The sequence below is a fragment of the Verrucosispora sp. NA02020 genome (assembly GCF_013364215.1).
Lineage (GTDB): Bacteria > Actinomycetota > Actinomycetes > Mycobacteriales > Micromonosporaceae > Micromonospora.
The window spans coordinates 1,857,976-1,875,916 of the sequence record NZ_CP054923.1 but is presented as its reverse complement, the minus strand read 5'-3'; the positions used below and the strand labels follow the sequence as shown (position 1 = coordinate 1,875,916).

The window sequence follows — 17,941 nt, the reverse complement described above, 5'->3', positions numbered from 1 at the left end:
CTACCCCTAGCTTCCCGAGACCGCTCCGCCTGGCTCCCGGACGGGGTCGGCTCCGGGCCGCCCACTGGAGCCAGTCTGTTCCGCGTCGGACCGGATGTCGATCCGCCAACCGGTCAGTCGGGCAGCAAGCCGGGCATTCTGCCCCTCCCGCCCGATCGCCAGGGAGAGCTGGAAGTCCGGCACGGTCACCCGGGCCGCGCGGGCACCCAGGTCCACCACCTCGACCCGCAGCGCCTTCGCCGGCGACAACGCGTTGCCGACGAAGGTCGCCGGGTCGTCGGACCAGTCGATGATGTCGATCTTCTCGCCGTGCAGCTCGCTCATCACCGCCCGGACCCGCTGCCCCATCGGGCCGATACAGGCGCCCTTGGCGTTGACCCCGGGAGTGGTGGAGCGGACCGCGATCTTCGTCCGGTGACCGGCCTCACGCGCGATCGCGCCGATCTCGACCGTGCCGTCGGCGATCTCCGGAACCTCCAGGGCGAAGAGCTTCTTCACCAGGTTCGGGTGGGTACGCGAGAGCGTGATCTGCGGGCCGCGCATCCCCTTGGCCACGTGCACCACCACGCACCGGATCCGCTCGCCGTGGGTGTACCGCTCGCCGGGCACCTGCTCGGACTGGGGCAGCACCCCCTCCAGCTTGCCCAGGTCGACCGTGACGATGCCCTTCTCGGCCCGGGCCTCGTGCGCCTGCACCACCCCGGTCACCAGGTCACCGTCGCGGCCCGCGTACTCGCCGAAGTGCACCTCGTCGGTGGCCTCCCGCAACCGCTGGAGGATGACCTGCTTGGCGGTCATGGCGGCGATCCGCCCGAAGTCGTGCGGAGTGTCGTCCCACTCCCGGTCGACGGTGCCCTCGTCGCCCAGTTCCTGGGCGTAGACCAGGGCCACGCCGGTCTTGCGGTCGATCTCCACCCGGGCGTGCGACTGCGCACCCTCGGTGTGCCGGTACGCGGTCAGCAGCGCGGTCTCGATCGCCGCCAGGATCGTGTCGAACGGGATCTCCCGCTCGCGCTCGAGTGCGCGCAGCGCCGCGAGGTCGATGTTCACCTCTCCTCGTCCTCCACATCGTCATCGTCATCGTCGTCGAGGTCTTCTGATTCGGCCAGGTCGTCGAGGCGGCTGAACTCGACCTGCACCCGGCCCGGCCCCAGGTCGGCGTACGCCCACCCGGCGCTTTCGGTGTCGGTCTCCAGCACCACGCGCTCGTCGTCGGCCTCGACCACCCGCCCGGTGACCTGCCGGTCGCCGGCCGGTCGGCCGTCGGTCGTCCCGCCGCGCACGGTCACCCGGACCAGCCGGCCCACGTTGCGCCGCCAGTGCCGGGGCAGGGTCAGCGGGCGGTCCACCCCCGGCGAGCTGACCTCCAGTTGGTACTCCCCGGCGACGATGTCGCCGCCGGTCTCCTCGGCCGCGTCCAGCGCTGCCGAGACCGCCCGCGACACGTCGGCGACCGCGTCCAGGTTGATGCCGCCGTCGGCGTCGACGATCACGCGTACCACGTGTCGTCGTCCGGCCCGGGAGACGGCCAGGTCCTCCAGGTCGTAGCCGGCCTCGGCGACGACCGGTGCGATCACCGCGCGCAGCCGCTCACGGCGGGCGGCCAGGTCACCCCGGCCCCCCTGCGCAGCAGTGCGCGGCGCGGGACCACCTCGCGGAGCCTGACCGCCACGGGGTCGCCCCGTCGTTCTGGTGGCACGGCCACGCTGCGTCATCTGTTGGACCTTCCACTGCTCGTCGGCCGCCATGCCGGCACGCCACCGGTGCGGGCGCGCCGGTGGTTGCGCAGAGCGTAACGCGCCCGGCGAAGGAGAGCCCGGGCGGCGCACCGGCGCCACCGCGCCACACGGCCCACGGCGATGGTGTTGACTTGTCCGGTGGTGATGGGCATGACGAGTCGGCCGGACGGGTCCGCCGAGCTGTCCCGGCGCAGGGTCCTGCGGGCCGGTGCGCTGCTGGCGCTGGGTGGGTCCGCCGTGCCGCTGAGCGGTTGCGGTCTCTTCGGCGGGGACGAGCAGCCACCGGAGCCGGACCCGCTGGCCCCGCTGGTCGACGAGTCGTTGGGTCTCGCCGCGGGGCTGCGCGCCGCCGCCACCGCCCACCCCGACCTGGCCGCCCGGCTCGTCCCGCTCGCCGAGTCGCACGAGGCGCACGCGGCCGAACTGGCCCGGCTGACCGGTGCCGCGACATCGTCCGGCCCGGCCGTTCCGAGCGGGGCGACCTGGTCCTCCCCCGCCGTCCGGCCGGGTGAGCCGGCCGCCACGCTGGCCGCGTTGCGCCAGGCCGAGCGGACCGGCCGGGAGTCGGCCAAGGCCGCCTGCGCCGCCGCGCCGGCCGACCGCGCCGCGGTGCTGGGCTCCGTCGCCGCCGCCCGCGCCAGCCACCTGGAGGCGCTGCGATGAACGGGCGGTTCACCGGGCGCGGTGCGCCGGCCGGGCCGGGCGAGGCGCTCGCCGGGGCGTTGACCGCCGAGTACGCCGCCATCTGGGCCTACGGCCCGATCGGTGTACGCCTGACCGGCGACGATCGGAAGGCCGCCGCCGACGCGGAGGCGGCCCACCGGGGCCGGCGGGACGCGCTGGTGATGCAGATCAGCACCGGTGGCGGAACGGTGCCGCCGGACCGGGCCGGTTACTCCCTGCCGTTCCCGGTGACCGACCGGGCCAGCGCGCTGCGGCTCGCGATCGAGGTGGAGGAGCGGACGGCGGCGTTCTGGCGGGCGGCACTGCCGGTCAGCACCGGCGCCGAGCGGGAGCGGGCCCTGGCCGCCCTGGTCGACTACGCGGTCCGGGCGACACGGTGGCGGCGCAGCGCCGGCACCACCCCGCTGACCGTGCCGTTCCCGGGTCGCCCCGCCTGAGGGACGCCACCCCGGTCGATGGGTAGGCAGCGTCACGGTCCGCACCGGTTGCGGATGGCATACCAGGTATGCATACTCCCGTTCCATGTCCATCCGTCACGGCCTGCTCGCCCTGCTCGAACGTGGCCAGATGTACGGCTACCAGCTCCGGGCCGCCTTCGAGGAGTCGACCGGCTCCACCTGGCCGCTCAACATCGGGCAGGTCTACACCACCCTGTCCCGGCTGGAGCGGGACGGGCTGGTGCGGTCGCTGCCGGAGAGCGAGGCCGGGCAGCGGCCGTACGAGATCACCGAAGCCGGACGGGCGGACCTGACGCTGTGGTTCGCCACCCCGATCAGCCGCAACGACCGGCCCCGTGACGAACTGGCGATCAAGCTGGCGTTGGCGCTGACCACACCGGGCGTGGACGTTCGTACCGTGGTGCAGACCCAGCGCACCGCGACGATGCGGACACTCCAGGAGCTGACCCGGTTGAAGTACTCCAGCGACCGGCCCGAGGACCTGCCATGGCGACTGGTGCTGGACGCGATGGTCTTCCAGGCCGAGGCGGAGGTGCGCTGGCTCGACCACTGTGAGAGCAGCCTGGTGCGGCACCGCCCCCCGGCACCCGGCCCGACGCCACTGCCCGAGGCGGCGGGCCGCAGTGGTGAGGAGGCCTGGCGGTGAGCGCGGACGAGCGGCAGACGTCGCGTACCCGTGACACCGCCGCGACATCCGACTCCGGCATTCCCGACGACACCGGGCCCGTGCTGGAGGCCGTGCTGGAGCTGCGGGACGTGCACCGGACCCACGGCAGCGGCCCGGCCGCGGTGCACGCGCTGCGCGGGGTGAGCCTGGTCGTCCGCCCCGGCGAACTGGTCGCCGTGATGGGTCCCTCCGGCTCCGGCAAGTCGACCCTGCTGACCCTGGCCGGCGGGCTGGACAGCCCGACCACCGGTCACGTGCTCGTCGAGGGACAGCCGCTGCACACCCTGGACCGGCGTGGCCTGGCCCGGCTGCGCCGCCGCCGGATCGGGTACATCTTCCAGAACCTCAACCTCATCGGCAGTCTGACCGCCGCCGAGAACGTCTCCCTCCCCCTCGAACTCGACGGCGCGGGCGTCCGGCGGGCCCGCCGGCTGGCGCTCGACGCGTTGACCGAGGTGGGTCTGACCGAACTCGGTGACCGGTTCCCCGACCAGCTCTCCGGCGGCCAGCAGCAGCGCGTCGCGATCGCCCGGGCGCTGGTCGGCGAAAGACGTCTGGTGCTGGCCGACGAGCCGACCGGAGCGCTGGACTCGCAGACCGGTGAGGCCGTCCTGCGGCTGCTGCGCCGCCGGGTCGACGCCGGAGCCGCCGGTGTGCTGGTCACCCACGAGGCGCGGCACGCCGCCTGGGCGGACCGGGTGGTGTTCCTGCGCGACGGTGTGACGGTCGACTCGACCGCCCCGCTGGCCGGTGTCGACGCGCTGCTCTCCGGCAGTCTTCGGTGACCCTCCGCCCCCAGTCGCGGCCGGTGCACGACCTCCCACCCGAGCGGCCCCGCCGGACCCGGTTGGCCGAGACGGTGGGCTCCTGGCGGGCCGCGCTGCGGATCGCCCGCCGCGAGGTGACGCGGGCCCGTGGGCGTACGGCTCTGGTGCTGGCGATGATCGTCCTGCCCGTCCTGGCCCTGTCCTTCGTCGCGGTCAGCGCGGACATGGCCCGGCTCGACCCCGCCGAGAAGATGGAGCAGCGGCTCGGCAACGCCGACGCGGAGCTGCGGGTGGTCAGCCAGGGGCCGGTCACCCAGAACGCCGACGGCAGCGTGTGGAACGCGCCGGAGGACCGGATCCCCGAGACGGTCACCGTGGACGACATCCTCCGGCTGCTCCCGGCGGACAGCCGGGTCCTCCCGGTACGCCGCTGGCTGCCGCTTCCTCTCCGGGACGGCACCCGGACCCGCGACGACGTACCCGCCACCGAGGTCGACCTCGCCGATCCGCTCGCCGCCGGCCTCGTTCGGGTCCACGATGGTCGGGTGCCGACAACGGCCGACGAGGTCGCGCTGAACCGGGCCGCTCGGCGTACCCTCGGCGTCGACGTCGGGGGCGTGCTCAACGCCCGGGACGGCACGAGGAGCTGGACCGTCGTCGGTGTGGTCGAACTCCCGGAGTCGCTGGAGCCGATGGCGTTCCTGCGTTCCGCCGGTGAACCGTCGGGCTCGCTGGACCACGACACCGTGTTCCTGGTCGACCTCCCCGGGCCGGTGACCGAGGACCTGTTCCGCCACCTCAACCGCAACGGAGTGGTGGTCGGTGCCCGCGTCTCCGCTCCGTCGAGCCCGGTGGAGGCGGTCCGTCCGCTCGGCAACAGCCTGGGCGCGGAGGAGATCGGCACCGGGGTGCTGGTCGGCGGACTGGGTCTGCTGGAGGTGGTGCTGCTGGTCGGCCCGGCCTTCGCGGTGGGGGTCCGGCGACGGCGGCGGGAGCTGGCACTCGTCGCGGTGGCCGGCGGCGACGCGGCTCAGCTCCGCCGGGTGGTGCTCGCCGACGGCGTGCTGCTCGGATGCATCGGTGCCGCCGCCGGGGTGGCCCTCGGTGTGCTCTCCGCGTTCGCCGCCCGGCCGCTGGTCGAGGAGTTCGTCTTCCAGCACCGCTTCGCCGGGTACCGCGTCTGGCCGGCGGCGCTGGGCGTGATCGCACTCGTCGCCGTACTCGCCGGGGTGCTGGCCGCGCTCGCGCCGGCCTGGACCGCCGCCCGGCAGGACGTGGTCGCCGGGCTCGCCGGCCGACGCGGCGCGCCCACCCACCGGCGGCGCTGGCTGGCGCTCGGTGTGCTGCTGGCCGTCACCGGGTTGGTCATCGCCGGGATCGGTGCGGCGATGGTCCGTTCGTCGGTCATCCTCGCCGGGCTGGTGCTCGGCGAACTCGGGCTGGTCTTCGCCACGCCGACGCTGGTCGGACTGCTGGCCCGGCTCGGCCGGTTCCTCCCGCTGGCGCCCCGGATCGCGGTACGCGACGCCAGTCGCAACCGTTCCTCGACCGCGCCGGCCATCTCGGCGGTGATGGCGGCGGTCGCCGGCAGCGTCGCCCTCGGGGCCTTCCTCGCCAGTGACGACGTCCGCGCCGACCAGCAGTACCGTCCGCTGCTGCCGCGCCAGACGGTGCTGGTCACCGCCGACGACCCGGACGCCACCGGGCCACCGGACCGGGCCGCCGTCACCGCGGCGGCCCGTGACCATCTCGGTGCCGGGTCGGTCGCCCCACTGGTCGCGGCCGGCTGCCGGACGAATTTCGATGCCTGCGTGGTGAGCGCGGTGGCGCCGCCGGACCAGGTCTGCCCATGGCGACCCTACGAGTCGATCAGCGAAGCCGACGAGCAGCGGGCCCGCGCCGACCGCCGCTGTCAGTGGCCGGCCGAGGACCACCTCGACGGCTACGTCCAGGTGGCGGTCGACGACGGTGCGGCGCTGCCGATGCTCACCGGCGCCACGCCGGCCGAGGTCACCGCCGCCACGGCCGTCCTGCGCGCGGGTGGCGCGGTGGTGACGGACTCGCGATACCTCGTCGACGGCCGCGTCCACCTCCGCGTCGAGGACGACAAACGCGAGACGGGGGAGGCGACCACGACGACCGTGCCCGGGTACGCGGTGCGGAGCCACCTGAGACCGTCCTGGCTGCTCATCTCGCCCGCCGCAGCCGACCGCCTCGACCTCGCCGTCCGACAGACCGGCTGGGTGGTCGAGGCCGCCGAGCCGCCGGGACAGCGGCAGCGGGACCGGTTCGTCGACGCGCTGGAGTACCTCGGCCCGGTCGGCGCGCAGTTCGAGCTCGGTCACGGCTTCACCGGCACCGAGCCGCTGCTGCTCCTGCTGGCCGGGGTCTCCGCGGTGGTGACCGTGGGGGCCGCCGGGATCGCCACCGGACTCGCCGCCGCCGAGGGGCGGGCCGACCTGTCCACACTCGCCTCGGTCGGTGCCGGACCGGGCGTACGGAAGCTGCTGTCGCTCTGCCAGGCCGGCGTGATCGCGGTGCTCGGTTCGTTGCTGGGCATCGTCGCCGGGCTCGGCTCGGCGATGATCATCCTGACCTTCACGAATCGACGGCTGGCCGAGGGGTGGCCGGTGGAGCCGCCGTACCCGCTGTTGGTGCCCTGGCTCACCCTCGGCGTGCTGGTCGTGGTGCCGCTGGTGGCGATGGCCGGGGCGGCACTGCTGACCCGGTCCCGGCTGCCGGTGGAACGCCGCCTGGACTAGGGCCGACCGGCCCGGCTGAACGGCGGGTGTCGGACCGACGCCGGTGGATGCAGAATGTCCGGATGTCCGTACTGCGCGACGTGACCCGCCGAATCGGTCACCACCCCTGGTTCGGCGCCACCGCCCGGCTGCTGGTGCCGCTCGACCGGGCGGTCGGGCGACTGACCCGGGGCCGGGTGGTCGCGCTCGGGTTGGTGCCGTCCCTGGTCATCACCACCACCGGCCGCCGCTCCGGGAAACCGCGCAGCAACCCGCTGCTCTACGTGCCCGACGGGGACGGGTACGTGGTGGTCGGCTCGAACTGGGGCCAGACCCAGCAGCCCGCCTGGTCGCTGAACCTGCTCGCCGAGCCACACGCCGAAGTGGACGTCGCCGGGCGTCGCCTCGCGGTACGCGGCGAACCGGCGACCGGCGCCGAACGCGAGCGACTGTGGCGGTTGCTGGTCGACGCCTGGCCCGCGTACGAGGCGTACGTGCGGCGGGCCGGTGACCGGGAGATCCGGGTCTTCCGGCTGGTGCCGACGGCCTCCGGCACGCCCGACGGCACGGACCCGCCGGACGGGCCGCCCGCGCCGCACTAGGGTGTGCGGTGACCGGGCCGTCGCTACCGGCGACGGTCCGCACGGTGGCGCGATGGGGTGGTCGGTGTGGACGGTGTCCAGGAGCACCGGGACGATCCCCGGTGGCAGGTGGCCGGACGGATCGCCGAGGCGGTCCGTCGGCGCTTCCCCGCCGACGTGCTCGCCGTCGCGGTGCACGGGCCGCTCGCGCACGGCGACGACGACGGCGGCGGGGACAGCGAGGTCGGGTTGCTGGTGGTCACCTACCGACCCGACACCGGGCCGCCCTCGGCCACCCGGCGGGTCGACGGGGTGCTGGTCGACCTGACCGTTGCCGCCGCCGAGGAGCGTCTGCGCCAGGCCCGGCAGCTCACCTCGCGGTGGCCGTTGACCGCCGACCGGTACGTGACGACCCGGCCGCTGCACGACCCGACCGGGTGGCTGCGCACCCAGCGGGACGCGCACCTCGGGCGGTTGGCGAGGGCCCGCCCGGCCGAGTTCAGCAGCGCCGCCCGCCGGGCCTGGTACCGGGGCAGCGCGGCGCACGCGCGGGCGGCCCGGCTCGCCGAGTGGTACGAGACGGACCAGGCCCTGCTGATGCTCGGCGAGTCACGGCTGGCCGCCGCGACCGTCACCGGGCTGCTCAGCCGCACCTACTTCCGCGACCCCGGCGACGCGGTCCGGCGGACCGGGCTGGCCGGGGCGGACATGACCGAGGTCGGCGCGGTGCTGGCCCGCCAGTCGGCCGAGTTGACCGCCCGGGGCCGGCCGGTCGACGGGACCGTCGACGACCTGCTCACCGGCTGACCGCGCGTCGGCTCAGCCCAGCCCGCCCTGCACGCCGATCAACGCACCGACCAGGTAGGTCGCCGCCGCCGCGGCGGCACCGAGCAGCAACTGCCGCGTCCCGCCGGTCCACCACCGCCGGTTGGTGAACCGGGAGACGACCGCGCCGGCCACGAAGAGGCCGAGCCCGCCCACCGCCAGGGCCAGCACCAGGCTGGTGGCGCCGAGAAGGTACGGCAGCAGCGGCACCAGCGCGCCGACCGAGAAGCAGAGGAACGACGACAGTGCCGCCGCCCACGGGTTGGGTTGCTCGTCCGGGTTGACGCCCAACTCCTCCTGGACGTGCATCCGCAACGCCTGCTCCGGATGCTGGCGGACCGCCTCGGCCACCTGGACGGCAAGATCCTCTGGCAATCCCCGCGCCATCCACATCTCGGCGAGTTCCCGGGCCTCCTCCTCGGGATGGTGTTCCAGCTCGCGCCGCTCCTTGGCCACCTCGGCGGCGATCTGCTCGTTGGCCGAGCGGACGCTGGTGTACTCCCCGAGCGCCATCGAGATCGCGCCGGCGACCAGACCGGCGGTGCCGGTCAGCACGATGGCCTGCGGCGAGACGCCGCCACCGCCGACGCCCGCGATCAGGGCGATGTTGGTCACCAGCCCGTCCATGGCACCGAAGACGGCGGGTCGCAGCCACCCGCCGGAGACGTCCGCGTGGTGGTGCTCCCGCAGTGCCGCAGGGGTGTCGGTCACGGCAGCGTCAGGATCTCGTACCCGTTCTCGGTCACCAGCACCGTGTGCTCGAACTGGGCGGTCCACTTGCGGTCCTTGGTGACCACCGTCCAGCCGTCCTCCCACATGTCGTACTGGTGGGTGCCGAGGGTGATCATGGGCTCGATGGTGAACGTCATGCCCGGCTCCATCACGTCGGTGGGCCGGGGGCTGTCGTAGTGCGGCACGTACAGGCCGCTGTGGAACGCCTCGCCGATGCCGTGGCCGGTGAAGTCGCGGACCACGCCGTAGCCGAACCGCTTCGCGTACGACTCGATGACCCGGCCGATGACGTTGATCTGCCGGCCCGGCGCGACGGCCTTGATGCCCCGCGTCATCGCCTCGTGGGTCCGCTCGACCAGCAGCCGGACCTCCTCGTCGACCTCGCCGACGCAGAAGGTGGCGTCGGTGTCGCCGTGCACCCCGCCGATGTACGCGGTCACGTCCACGTTGATGATGTCGCCGTCGGCCAGCACGGTGGTGTCCGGGATGCCGTGGCAGATCACCTCGTTCAGGCTGGTGCAGCAGGACTTCGGGAAGCCCCGGTAACCCAGCGTCGACGGGTAGGCGCCGTGGTCGACGAGGAACTCGTGCACCACCCGGTCGATCTCGTCGGTGGTCACACCGGGCTTGCAGTGCTCGCCGGCGAGCTGGGTGGCCTGCGCGGCGAGCCGCCCGGCGACCCGCATCTTCTCGATCGTCTCCGGCGTCTGCACGTGCGACCCCTGCCACGGCCGGGGGGCCTTCTTGCCGACGTACTCCGGTCGGACGATGTGGGCGGGCACCGGCCGCCACGGGGAGATCGTGCCTGGGGTCAACGGCGCACGGACGGTCATGCGGCAAGCCTATCGCCGCCCCCGGGGTGACCCCCACCACCGTCGGTGGCCCACGGTTGTTGCCCTACAACAACCGCTGTGTCAAGGTGTCAGCGTGGATCAAGGGGGAGCACCACCCGTCTTCTCCGCCAGCGCGGAGATCGACGGTGACCAGCTCCGCGTGGTGGTCACCGGCGAGGTGGACATGGCGACCGCGGACATCATGCTGCAGACCGCGCTGCGTGAGCCGGCCGTCCGGCTGCTCCTCGACCTGCGCGCGGTCAGCTTCTTCGACTCGGCGGCGATCCACGCCGTGGTGCGGCTCGCCGGTCACTATCCGGACACCCTCGACGTGCTGCCGTCCCGGCAGGTCAGCCGCGTGCTGCACATCGCCGGCCTGGGTGAGCAGCGCTGGTTGCGGCCGATCTGACCCGCCGGGCCCACCGGCTCAGGCACCCAGTTCCCGACGTAGCGTCACCTCCGTGCCCTCCGTGGTACGCGTGACCGACAACTCCCCGAGTGCCTCGATCAGCGACAGTCCCCGGCCCCGGAAGCCCGACCCGGTCGACTCCCGCCAGCGTCCGCTGTCGCGGATGGTCGCGGTCACCGTCCGGCCCTCCACCGTCACCTCGACGCCGATCGTCGGCTCCACCGGGTCGACCGGGTGTTCGATGGCGTTCGCCGCCGCCTCCGACACCGCCACCGTCAGGTCGAACAGGTCGGTCTCGTTCACCCCGTGCGCGACCAGGAAGTCCTCCAGCCGCTTCCGCAGCACGCTCAGTCGGGTCGGGTCGGCGGGCAGCCGCAGCGCGAACCGGTTCAGCTCGGCCGCCTCCAGCGCGAGCACCGCCACGTCGTCCCGGCGGGGCCGGTCCACGACGCGCTGCACCACCGCCTCGACCAGGTCCACCACATGCTCCCCCGGCCGGGCCGCATCGGCGCGGAGCTGGGCCAACGCGTCGTCGATGTCGACGTTCCGGTCCTCGATCAGGCCGTCGGTGTAGAGCAGCAGCCGCTCGCCGGCACACAGCTCGCCGGAGACCGTCTCGTACTCCGCCCCGGGGATCGCGCCGACGGGTGGCCCCAGCGCCCGGTCGTGCAGGAACGCCACGTCGCCTCCTCGGATCAGCAGCGGGGACGGATGACCGGCGTTGGCGTACCGCAGCCGCCCGGTACGAGGGCTGAACCAGAGGCAGAAGACCGTGGCGAAGGACCGGGAGCCGGTCGACCCCACGAGCCGGTTGAGCCGGGTCAACGACTCTCCCGGATCGAACCCCTCCAGCACGTACGCCCGCAGCGCGTTGCGCAGCTGACCCATGGCCGCCGCGGCCGGCACCCCCTTGCCGACGACGTCCCCGATGACCAGGACCATCTCGTCGTCCTCGCGGGTCACCACGTCGTACCAGTCGCCGCCGACCTCGACGTCGGCGCTGCCGGGCAGGTAACGGCTGGCCACCACGGCACCGGGCAACTGGGGCAGGGTGCGCGGCAGCAGGCTGTGTTGCAGGGTCGTGGCGATGCGATGCTCCACCTCGTAGAGCTGGGCGTTCTCCAGGCGCACGCCGACCAGCCGGGCGAGCTGGGTCAACGCGGCCTCGTCCGTGCCGGCCGGCTCGGTGACCGCACGCCACACCCGCAGTTCACCGAGGCGCTTGCCGCCCACCCCGGTCAACGGCAGGACGAAGGCGGGATCGGCGGCGCTGGTGCCGCCGCCGTCGGCCTCGAACCGCGCGTCTCCGGCGGTGACGGACACCCGGACCGCCTCGGCGAGACTCAACGCGTGCCGCGCCGCGACCTGGAGCACCTCGTCCGTGGAGCGCGCGGTGTTCACCGCCACGGCCGCGTCCGCGAGTGCGGCCAACCGCCGGATGAGCTGGCCGCGCAGTTGGCCGAGTTCGACGTTGGCGCGTACCCGGGCGACCAGTTCCTGCCCGGAGAAGGGCTTGGTCAGGTAGTCGTCGGCACCCACCGCCAGGCCGGCCACCTCCTCGGCCGAGCCGGCGCGGGCGGAGAGCAGAACGATCGGCACGTACCGGGTGCGCGGGTCGGCGCGCAGCGCGGCGACCAGCCCGAAGCCGTCCAGCCGCGGCATCATCACGTCGGTCAGCACCAGGTCGAAGTCGGTGTCGACGGCCAACCGCAGGGCGTCCACGCCGTCGGTGGCGGTGAACACCTCCCAGGTCGGCGCGAGCAGCCGGGCGACGTGTTCGCGCAGGTCCGGGTTGTCGTCGACGACCAGGATGCGGCCCGCCGCCGACCCCGTGCCACGGACCTCACCCGTCGCGGCCCGGTCGTCGCTCCAGCGCTCGGTCTCGGCGACGAAGAGGGCGCTCTGCACCGGCTCACGCTCGGTGCCCGTCTCGGCCACCCGGTCGGCCGGGAGGTGCCCGGAGCCGAACGGGACGGTGACGACGAAGCGGCTGCCCTCGTCGACGCGGCTGGTCGCGCTGACCTGACCGCCGTGCATCTCGACCAGTTCCCGCACCAGGGCCAAGCCGATCCCGGTGCCCTCGTGGCTTCGCGACCGCACCCCGGGTGCCCGGTGGAAGCGCTCGAAGACGTGCGGCAGCTCCTCGGCGACGATGCCGACACCGGTGTCGGCGACCTCCAGGCGGGCCACTCCGTCGACCGCCCGGACCTCGATCCGGATCTCCCCGTCGAGGGTGAACTTCACCGCGTTGGAGACCAGGTTGAGAACGATCTTCTCCCACATCTCCTGGTCGACGTAGACCGGCTCGGGCAGCGGCGGGCAGTCCACCGTCAGCCGCAACCCGGCGCGTTCGGTGGCCGAGCGGAACGTGCTGGCCAGCCGGGCGGTGTAGTCGGCCAGGTCGACCGGCTCGTAGTACGCGGCCAGCCGCCCCGACTCCAGCCGGGAGAAGTCGAGCACCGTGTTGACCAGCTTGAGCAGCCGCAACGCGTTGCGGTGCATCATCGTCAGCCGCTGGGTGTACACCTCCGGCAGGGCCGGGTCGGCGAGCAGGTCCTCCAGCGGGCCGAGCACGAGGGTCAGCGGGGTACGGAACTCGTGGCTCACGTTGGCGAAGAAGTTGGTCTTCGCCAGGTCCAGGGCGGCCAGCTCGGCGGCGCGGGCCTGCTCCTGCTCGTACGCGCGCTGCTTGCCGACGGCCCGCGAGACCTGCGCGGCGACGAGTTCGAGGAAGGTGCGGTAGTCGTCGGTGAGCGGCAACCGGCGGGCCACCCCCAGCACCAGCGCGCCCGCCTGCTCGGCGGTGGCGGTGATCGGCAGCAACAGCGCCTCGTCGGCGGCATCGGCCGGCACCTCACCGAACAGGTCGGCGGTGGACACCGTGCCGCCCCCGGCGGCGGCCAGGTCGGCCAGCCCGGCGGCGGGCTCCTCGGGCCCGGTCATCGGGCCGCTCGTCCCGGCCAGCCGCAGACCACCGTCGGGGCCGTACAGGTAGAGCAGCCCGAACGGTACGTCCTGCCGGTGCCGGTCGAGCACGTCCACGGCCGCGTGGCAGAGTTCCGCGCTACTGCCCACGTCGGCCAACTCGGAGCCGAGTTCGGCGAGCGTACGCAGTCGCCGCTCGCTGAGCAGCCGACCGGTGGTCTCACTACAGACGCAGAGCACGCCGCTGATCGAGCCGTCGGTGTCCCGGATCGGGTCGTACGAGACGTCGAAGTAGACGTCCTCCATGAAGCCGTACCGGTCGAGCAGGAAGTGGTGGTCCCGCGCCTGGTACGCCTCACCGGTCCGCAGGACATCGGTGAGCAGCGGCCCGAGCACGTCCCAGGTCTCGACCCAGTGTTCGCGGGCCGGCTGCCCGACGACGGCGGGATGCTTGTCCCCGATGGTCGGGCGGTAGGCGTCGTTGTAGAAGGCGCGCTGGTCCTCGCCCCAGAAGATGACGATCTGCGCCTTCGAGGCGAGCATCGTGCTGACCGCGTTGCCGAGCGCGCTGGGCCACTGCTCCGGTGCGCCGAGCGGGCTGGTCGACCAGTCCCGGTCACGCAACAGCGCGCCCATCTCGCCACCGCCCGCGAACGCCGCCGCGAGCAGCGGTGGAACCCCACGACGCGCCGCCGACGGATCGCCCCCGTCCACGCCCCCCTGGGCCGAGTTCATGCAGCCTCCCCGGCCTGTGCGCGACGTGCCCTGATCATCGCTGCCGTGACCGGACTTCTACCCCGCCGAACCAGGAACGTAACGCATCAGCTGATCGCGACGCTGATTACCCCACGACACTTGTCGATCAACCGATACGAATCGCCCCACCGTTCACCGGAAGTGTCGGTTACATCACAGCGGCGTGACGTACGCGCCGGTGATCCCGCCGTCGACCACGAACTGCGCGGCGGTCATGAACGAGGAGTCGTCACTGGCCAGGAAGGCCACCGCGGCGGCGATCTCGGTCGGTTCGCCGAACCGCCCCATCGGCACGTGCACCAGCCGGCGCGCGGCCCGCTCCGGATCGGCGGCGAACAGCTCCCGCAGCAGCGGCGTGGCCACCGGACCGGGGCACAGGGCGTTGACCCGGATGCCCTCCCGGGCGAACTGCACGCCCAGTTCCCGGCTCAGCGCCAACACCCCGCCCTTGCTCGCGGTGTACGCGATCTGCGACGTCGCCGCACCCATCAGCGCCACGAACGAGGCGGTGTTGATGATCGAGCCCCGGCCCTGCCGGCGCATGTGCGGGATGACGTACTTGCAGCACAGGTAGACGCTCGTGGTGTTCACCCGCAGCACCCGCTCCCAGGCGTCCAGCCCGGTCTCCAGGATGGAGTCGTCGTCCGGCGGGGAGATGCCCGCGTTGTGGAACGAGACGTCCACCCGCCCGTACCGCTCGACCACCCCGTCGAAGAGGTCACGGACGGCACCCTCGTCGGTCACGTCGACGGCGACGAAGGTCCCGTCGACCTCCTCGGCGGCCCGGGCACCCCCCTCGGTGTCGACATCGACGCAGACCACCCGGGCTCCCTCGGCGGCCAACCGCCGAACGGTGGCCAGTCCGATCCCGCTGGCCGCGCCGGTGACCACCGCCACCCGGTCCTGCAACCGCCGCATCGCTCACTCCTCCGTGCTGATGAAGACGTTCTTGACGTCGGTGAACGCGTGCAGGGCGTCCGGACCCAGCTCGCGACCGAGACCGGAGCGTTTCATCCCGCCGAACGGCGTCGAGTACCGCACCGAGGAGTGCGAGTTGACGCTCAGGTTGCCCGCCTCCACCGCCCGCGCCACGCGCACCGCCCGGCCCACGTCCCGCGTCCAGACCGAGCCGGAGAGGCCGTACTCGGTGTCGTTGGCGAGCCGGATCGCGTCCGCCTCGTCGTCGAAGGGCAGCACCGAGACGACCGGGCCGAAGACCTCCTCGCGCCAGTGCCGGTCGGCCGGCGAGTCGGCGAGCAGCACCGTCGGCGGGTACCAGTAGCCGGGGCCGTCCGGGCAGGAGCCGGTGAAGGCGACCCGCGCGCCGTCGACGTACCCGGCGACCCGGTCCCGGTGCCCGGCGGAGATCAGCGGCCCCATCTCGGCGGCCTCGTCGGCCGGGTGGCGTACCCGGAACGCCCGCACCGCCGGCTCCAGCAGCTCCAGGAAGCGGTCGTAGACCGAGCGCTGCACCAGGAGTCGGGACCGGGCGCAACAGTCCTGGCCGGCGTTGTCGAAGACTCCCGACGGCGCGGTCGCCGCCGCCTTCTCCAGGTCGGCGTCGGCGAAGACCAGGTTCGCCGACTTGCCGCCCAGCTCCAGGGTCAATCGCTTCACCTGGGCGGCGCAGCCCGCCATGATCCGGGTGCCGACCTCGGTGGAGCCGGTGAAGCAGATCTTGCGGACCGCCGGATGGTCGACGAAGCGCTCGCCCACCACATCGCCCCGCCCCGGCAGCACCGTGAACACGTCCTCGGGCAGCCCCGCCTCCCGGGCCAGCTCGCCCAGGCGCAACGCGGTCAGCGGGGTCAGCTCGGCGGGCTTCAGCACCACCGTGTTGCCGGCGGCGAGCGCGGGAGCCAGCCCCCAGGCGGCGATCGGCATCGGGAAGTTCCACGGCACGATCACCCCGACCACGCCGAGCGGCTCGTGGAACGTGACGTCCAACCCGCCCGCCACCGGGATCTGCCGCCCGGTCAGCCGCTCCGGTGCCCCCGCGTAGTAGTCCAGCACGTCCCGTACGTTGCCCGCCTCCCAGCGGGCGTTGCCGATGGTGTGCCCGGCGTTCTCGACCTCCAGCCGGGCCAGCTCCTCCACATGCGCGTCGACCACCGCCGCGAACCGCCGCAACAGCCGGGCCCGCTCCCCCGGCGCCACCCACCGCCACCGCTCGTACGCCACCGCCGCCCGCGCCACCGCCGCGTCGACCTCGTCCGCAGACGCCCCCGCGACCTCGCGCAGCACCGCCCCGCTGGCCGGATTCCGCACCTCACCCACGCCCACCCACACTCCCCTCACCCACGCTGCCCACCTTGCCTGCCCCGCCCGTGTTCTGCGCCGCGATCATGGAGTTGTGGTACTCCGTGAACGTCGCGAAAGAGGACAGGTCGGGCGCCACGACTCCATGATCGGCGCACATCGACGCACGCGAGACGGGACGACCCGGGCTCGGTCAGAGGCGCTCGAAACCACGGGCGAGTTCCCAGTCGGTGACGGCCGCGTCGAAGGCGGCCAGCTCGACCCGGCCCATGTTGGTGTAGTGGGCGACCACGTCGTCGCCGAAGGCCGTCCGGGCCACCGTGGAGGACTCCCAGAGCGTGAGGGCGTCCCGGAGGGTGCCGGGGACGCGTTCGGCCGCCGCGTCGTCGTACGCGTTGCCGGTGCACTCCTCGCCCAACTCCAGCTCCTGCTCGATGCCGTGCAGCGCACCCGCCACCAGTGCCGCGATCGCCAGGTACGGGTTGACGTCCGCCCCCGGCACCCGGTTCTCCACCCGCATCCCCTGACCGTGGCCCACCACCCGTAGCGCGCAGGTGCGGTTGTCGGTGCCCCAGCGCAACGCCGTCGGGGCGAAGGAACCCGGCTGGTAGCGCTTGTAGGAGTTGATGTTCGGCGCGAAGAGGAGGCTGAACTCCCGCATCGTGGCGAGCAGCCCGGCCAGCACCCGCTGCCCGGTGACGCTCAGGTGACCCGGTCCGTCGCCCAACATGGCCGACCTGCCGGAGGCGTCCCGCAGGGAGAAGTGGATGTGGCAGGAGTTGCCCTCCCGGGCGTTCGGCTTCGCCATGAAGGTGATCGACATGCCCTCCTGGGCGGCGATCTCCTTAGCCCCGTTCTTGTAGATCACGTGGTGGTCGGCGCAGCGCACCGCCTCGTCGTAGCGGAAGGCGATCTCGTGCTGGCCGAGGTTGCACTCACCCTTGGCGCTCTCCGGGGTGAGTCCCGCGCCGGCCATCTCGTTGCGGATACGCCGCAGCAGCGGCTCCACCCGGGCGGTGCCGAGCAGCGAGTAGTCCACGTTGTACTGGTTGGCCGGGGTCAGCTCGCGGTAGCCGCGCTGCCATGCCTGCTCGTACGAGTCACGGAACAGCACGAACTCCAGCTCCGTGCCCGCGTACGCGGTCAGTCCGTGCGCGGCCAGCCGGTCGAGTTGCCGGCGCAGGATCTGCCGGGGCGAGACGGTCACCGGACCGGTCTCCCCGGGCCAGTGCAGGTCGGCCAGGAGCAGGGCGGTCCCGGGCTGCCACGGCACCCGGCGCAGCGTGTCGAAGTCCGGCGTCATCGCCAGGTCACCGTAGCCGCGCGACCAGCTCGACATCTCGTATCCGTCGACGGTGTTCATGTCGACGTCCACCGCGAGCAGGTAGTCACAGCCCTCACTGCCGTGCCCGACGACCTGGTCGAGGAAGAACGGCGCGTGGAACCGTTTGCCCTGTAGCCGACCCTGCATGTCGACCAGGGCCAGAACCACCGTGTCGATCTCGCCCTCGGCGACCGCGACCCGCAGTTGCTCCAGCGTGAGCGGCGCATTCCTCATCCGCGAG

16 protein-coding genes are annotated in these 17,941 nt (G+C 73.1%); 8 read left to right on the top strand and 8 right to left on the bottom strand.

All coding sequences use genetic code 11. The features are described from left to right. Nucleotides 1-6: 6 nt before the first annotated feature. Both nusA and rimP read right to left on the bottom strand, forming a co-directional pair. Nucleotides 7-1,050 carry a transcription termination factor NusA gene (gene nusA / locus HUT12_RS08235; protein WP_131057434.1) on the bottom strand — a complete coding sequence of 348 codons (1,044 nt, stop codon included), beginning with the start codon at nucleotides 1,048-1,050 and terminating at the stop codon, nucleotides 7-9. Then, a complete protein-coding gene (rimP, locus tag HUT12_RS08230; protein ID WP_176093002.1) occupies nucleotides 1,047-1,715 on the bottom strand; it encodes a ribosome maturation factor RimP in 669 nt (222 codons plus the stop codon). The genes nusA and rimP overlap by 4 nt, the downstream gene beginning before the upstream one ends. A gap of 174 nt (nucleotides 1,716-1,889) precedes the next feature. Between rimP and HUT12_RS08225 the strand changes: the two genes are divergently transcribed. From HUT12_RS08225 to HUT12_RS08195, 7 genes are all read left to right on the top strand, one after another. Continuing rightward, entirely contained in the window at nucleotides 1,890-2,402 is a 513-nt protein-coding gene (locus tag HUT12_RS08225) for a hypothetical protein (protein ID WP_176093001.1), read from the top strand. Then, entirely contained in the window at nucleotides 2,399-2,860 is a 462-nt protein-coding gene (locus HUT12_RS08220; protein WP_176093000.1) for a ferritin-like domain-containing protein, read from the top strand. The genes HUT12_RS08225 and HUT12_RS08220 overlap by 4 nt, the downstream gene beginning before the upstream one ends. Nucleotides 2,861-2,945: 85 nt before the next feature. Further along, nucleotides 2,946-3,527 carry a PadR family transcriptional regulator gene (locus HUT12_RS08215; RefSeq protein WP_131057331.1) on the top strand — a complete coding sequence of 194 codons (582 nt, stop codon included), beginning with the start codon at nucleotides 2,946-2,948 and terminating at the stop codon, nucleotides 3,525-3,527. Between the two features lie 80 nt (nucleotides 3,528-3,607). Then, complete coding sequence (locus tag HUT12_RS08210) at nucleotides 3,608-4,333, top strand: ABC transporter ATP-binding protein (RefSeq protein WP_217706066.1); 726 nt, start codon at nucleotides 3,608-3,610, stop codon at nucleotides 4,331-4,333. Then, nucleotides 4,330-7,077: an FtsX-like permease family protein gene (locus tag HUT12_RS08205; protein WP_254876749.1), complete on the top strand. Its 2,748-nt coding sequence runs from the start codon at nucleotides 4,330-4,332 to the stop codon at nucleotides 7,075-7,077. The genes HUT12_RS08210 and HUT12_RS08205 overlap by 4 nt, the downstream gene beginning before the upstream one ends. Before the next feature lie 62 nt (nucleotides 7,078-7,139). Then, the gene (locus HUT12_RS08200; protein WP_131057647.1) at nucleotides 7,140-7,658 is read left to right on the top strand and encodes a nitroreductase family deazaflavin-dependent oxidoreductase; all 519 of its coding nucleotides are present in this window, start codon (nucleotides 7,140-7,142) and stop codon (nucleotides 7,656-7,658) included. Between the two features lie 66 nt (nucleotides 7,659-7,724). After that, on the top strand, nucleotides 7,725-8,444 hold the full coding sequence (locus HUT12_RS08195) for a nucleotidyltransferase domain-containing protein (protein WP_176092999.1): 720 nt from the start codon (nucleotides 7,725-7,727) through the stop codon (nucleotides 8,442-8,444). Nucleotides 8,445-8,456: 12 nt separating this feature from the next. Here HUT12_RS08195 and HUT12_RS08190 read toward each other — a convergent pair whose 3' ends face one another. Further along, nucleotides 8,457-9,173 (bottom strand): VIT1/CCC1 transporter family protein, encoded by a 717-nt coding sequence (locus HUT12_RS08190; RefSeq protein WP_176092998.1) that lies wholly within the window; start codon nucleotides 9,171-9,173, stop codon nucleotides 8,457-8,459. After that, on the bottom strand, nucleotides 9,170-10,027 hold the full coding sequence (gene map, locus HUT12_RS08185) for a type I methionyl aminopeptidase (RefSeq protein ID WP_131056193.1): 858 nt from the start codon (nucleotides 10,025-10,027) through the stop codon (nucleotides 9,170-9,172). The genes HUT12_RS08190 and map overlap by 4 nt, the downstream gene beginning before the upstream one ends. Nucleotides 10,028-10,121: 94 nt before the next feature. Here map and HUT12_RS08180 point away from each other — a divergent pair, with 94 nt between their 5' ends. Beyond that, entirely contained in the window at nucleotides 10,122-10,436 is a 315-nt protein-coding gene (locus HUT12_RS08180) for an STAS domain-containing protein (protein ID WP_176092997.1), read from the top strand. A gap of 18 nt (nucleotides 10,437-10,454) precedes the next feature. On the opposite strand, the gene HUT12_RS08175 is transcribed toward HUT12_RS08180, so the two are convergent. From HUT12_RS08175 to HUT12_RS08160, 4 genes are all read right to left on the bottom strand, one after another. After that, nucleotides 10,455-14,096, bottom strand: coding sequence for a SpoIIE family protein phosphatase (locus HUT12_RS08175; protein ID WP_176092996.1), 3,642 nt, complete (start codon nucleotides 14,094-14,096; stop codon nucleotides 10,455-10,457). 174 nt (nucleotides 14,097-14,270) lie between these two features. Next, complete coding sequence (locus HUT12_RS08170; RefSeq protein WP_176092995.1) at nucleotides 14,271-15,035, bottom strand: 3-oxoacyl-ACP reductase; 765 nt, start codon at nucleotides 15,033-15,035, stop codon at nucleotides 14,271-14,273. A 3-nt stretch (nucleotides 15,036-15,038) separates the two neighbouring features. Beyond that, a complete protein-coding gene (locus HUT12_RS08165; protein WP_176092994.1) occupies nucleotides 15,039-16,400 on the bottom strand; it encodes an aldehyde dehydrogenase in 1,362 nt (453 codons plus the stop codon). Between the two features lie 169 nt (nucleotides 16,401-16,569). Beyond that, complete coding sequence (locus HUT12_RS08160; RefSeq protein ID WP_176092993.1) at nucleotides 16,570-17,934, bottom strand: glutamine synthetase family protein; 1,365 nt, start codon at nucleotides 17,932-17,934, stop codon at nucleotides 16,570-16,572. Between the last annotated feature and the right edge of the window lie 7 nt (nucleotides 17,935-17,941).

Bases quoted from the DNA above. Each gene is read 5' to 3' on its own strand.
- map (WP_131056193.1), bottom strand. From the start codon at position 10,027: ATGACCGTCCGTGCGCCGTTGACCCCAGGCACGATCTCCCCGTGGCGG.
- HUT12_RS08215 (WP_131057331.1), top strand. From the start codon at position 2,946: ATGTCCATCCGTCACGGCCTGCTCGCCCTGCTCGAACGTGGCCAGATG.
- HUT12_RS08200 (WP_131057647.1), top strand. From the start codon at position 7,140: ATGTCCGTACTGCGCGACGTGACCCGCCGAATCGGTCACCACCCCTGG.
- HUT12_RS08225 (WP_176093001.1), top strand. From the start codon at position 1,890: ATGACGAGTCGGCCGGACGGGTCCGCCGAGCTGTCCCGGCGCAGGGTC.
- HUT12_RS08160 (WP_176092993.1), bottom strand. From the start codon at position 17,934: ATGAGGAATGCGCCGCTCACGCTGGAGCAACTGCGGGTCGCGGTCGCC.
- HUT12_RS08220 (WP_176093000.1), top strand. From the start codon at position 2,399: ATGAACGGGCGGTTCACCGGGCGCGGTGCGCCGGCCGGGCCGGGCGAG.
- HUT12_RS08170 (WP_176092995.1), bottom strand. From the start codon at position 15,035: ATGCGGCGGTTGCAGGACCGGGTGGCGGTGGTCACCGGCGCGGCCAGC.
- HUT12_RS08175 (WP_176092996.1), bottom strand. From the start codon at position 14,096: ATGAACTCGGCCCAGGGGGGCGTGGACGGGGGCGATCCGTCGGCGGCG.
- rimP (WP_176093002.1), bottom strand. From the start codon at position 1,715: ATGACGCAGCGTGGCCGTGCCACCAGAACGACGGGGCGACCCCGTGGC.